Annotated in this window: 2 protein-coding genes and 1 pseudogene; all 3 read left to right on the plus strand. The window is 71.8% G+C overall.

The features are described from left to right. The first annotated feature begins 98 nt into the window (after positions 1–98). A pseudogene (locus AC27IO_RS23000) lies at positions 99–1,417 on the plus strand (putative DNA modification/repair radical SAM protein). Next, positions 1,417–2,163, plus strand: coding sequence for a TIGR03915 family putative DNA repair protein (locus AC27IO_RS23005; protein ID WP_498740979.1), 747 nt, complete (start codon positions 1,417–1,419; stop codon positions 2,161–2,163). Before AC27IO_RS23000 ends, AC27IO_RS23005 begins: the two are co-directional and overlap by 1 nt. After that, positions 2,142–2,326 (plus strand): DUF4130 domain-containing protein (locus AC27IO_RS23010; protein WP_498740981.1); only part of this gene is annotated, 185 nt, incomplete at its 3' end. The genes AC27IO_RS23005 and AC27IO_RS23010, both read left to right, overlap by 22 nt.

The following is a 2,326-nucleotide window of genomic DNA, read 5'->3' on the forward strand; positions in this document are numbered from 1 at the left end:
GGCCTCCAGCGCATATTTTTCTAGGGCATAGTGCTACATTTTTAGTAGCGCAGCAGATTTCCATTGCGGCCCGCCGCACATCACTGTAAATTCATACAGTGATTCTCGACGCCAAACTCGCCATCCTCGCCGACGCCGCCAAGTACGACGCCTCGTGCGCCTCCAGCGGCGCGGCGCCACGCAACTCCGTGGGTGGGCGCGGCATCGGCTCCACCGAGGGCTCGGGCATCTGCCACAGCTACGCGCCGGACGGGCGCTGCATCTCGCTGCTCAAGATCTTGCTCACCAACTTCTGCCTGTACGACTGCCTGTACTGCGTGAACCGCGTGAGCAGCAACGTGCAGCGCGCGCGGTTCACGGTGCAGGAGGTGGTGGACCTCACGCTCGACTTCTACCGGCGCAACTGCATCGAGGGGCTGTTCCTGTCCAGCGGCATCATCCAGAGCCCCGACTACACCATGGAGCTGGTGGTGGAGGTGGCCCGCGTGCTGCGCGAGGAGCACGACTTTCGCGGCTACATCCACCTCAAGACCATTCCCGATGCCTCGCCGGAGCTGATGCAGCGCGCCGGCCGCTACGCCGACCGCCTGAGCATCAACGTGGAGCTGCCCACAACGCAGGGCCTGGCGGCGCTGGCGCCCGAGAAGGACGGCGCCGCCATCCGCGCTCGATGGCGCGCATGGCCGGACACATCGCCGATGCCCGGCAGGCCCGGCGCGAGCAGCAGGGCGCCGCGCAGGTCGTCTCGCTGCCTGGCCGCACGCGGCGGGCCGCCGCGCCGCATTTCGCCCCGGGGGGCCAGAGCACGCAGATGATCGTGGGCGCGGATGCGGCGGACGACCGCACCATCCTGGCCACGAGCGCCCAGCTGTACGGTGGCTTTCGCCTTCGGCGCGTGTACTACTCGGCCTTCAGCCCCATTCCGGACGCCTCGCGCGCGCTGCCGCTGGCCGCCCCGCCCATGGTGCGCGAGCACCGGCTGTACCAGGCCGACTGGCTGATGCGCTTTTACGGCTTCGCGCACGAGGAGATCGTGCCCGCGCGCCAGGGCGGCATGCTGTCGCTGGACATGGACCCCAAGCTCGCCTGGGCCATCGCGCACCCGGAGCGCTTCCCGGTCAACCTCAACACCGCCCCGCGCGAGATGCTGCTGCGCGTGCCCGGTCTGGGCGTGGGCTCGGTGGACCGGCTGCTGGCCTCGCGCCGGGTGCGGCGCGTGCGGCATGCCGACCTGTCGCGCCTGCGCGTGCCGCTCAAGAAGGTGCTGCCGTTCGTCGAGACGGTGGACCATCGGCCGGGGCGCCTGCTCGATTCGGTGCACCTGCAGGCGTTCTTCGCCACGCCGGCACGGCCGGTCCCGCTGGCGGGCGCCCCCACCGCCCCCGCGCCGCCCGTGCAGGCCTCGCTGTTCGGCTGATGGACGACGCCACCACCACAACCACCGGTGCGGTCACCACTGTGACCCTGGGCCACGCCACCGACTGGGCGGGCTTTCGCGCGGCGGCGCGCACGCTGCTGCAAGGCGGCCACCCGCCGCAGCAGGTGCAATGGTTCACGGCCGCGGACGCGGCGGGCGACCTGTTCGCCGAGGGGCCCGGAGAGGCCGGCACGGCGACAGCGGACGATGCCGCGCGCCCTCCGGGCGCATCCCTTTCGCCCGATGCACCGCCGCCCGCGTCCCCGCTGCGGGTGCCACGCGAGTTCCTGCAGCGGTGCGAGCGCGTGGTGCTGCACCGCGACCCCGGCCGCTTCGCGCTGATGTACCGGCTGCTGTGGCGGCTCGCGCACGAGCCGGGCCTGCGCCACGACCCGCTGGACCCCGACCGCCTGCGGCTGCAGCACCTGGACCGCGCCGTGAAGCGCGACATGCACAAGATGCGCGCCTTCGTGCGGTTCCGGCCCGTGCCCGAGCCCGACGGAGGCACGCTGCACATCGCCTGGTTCGAGCCGGACCACTGGATCACCGAGGCCAACGCGCCGTTCTTCGCGCGCCGCTTCACCCAGATGCGCTGGGCCATCCTCACGCCGGACGCAGCGTGCGCTGGGACGGCCAGCGGCTGCACCGGGGCCCGGCGGCGCAGCGCAGCGACGCGCCGCCACCGGATGCGGGCGAGGCGCTGTGGCTCACCTACTACCGGAACATCTTCAACCCCGCGCGCCTGAAGCTGGACATGATGCGCAAGGAGATGCCCACGCGCTACTGGAAGAACCTGCCCGAGGCCACGCTGATCGGCGAACTCGCGCAGACGGCGCAGGCCCGCAGCACGCGCATGGTGGAGGCGCCCGGCACCGTGCCGCGCCGGCGCATCGCGGCAGGCCCAGGCCG

This window comes from Acidovorax sp. KNOB132 (genome assembly GCF_057541515.1).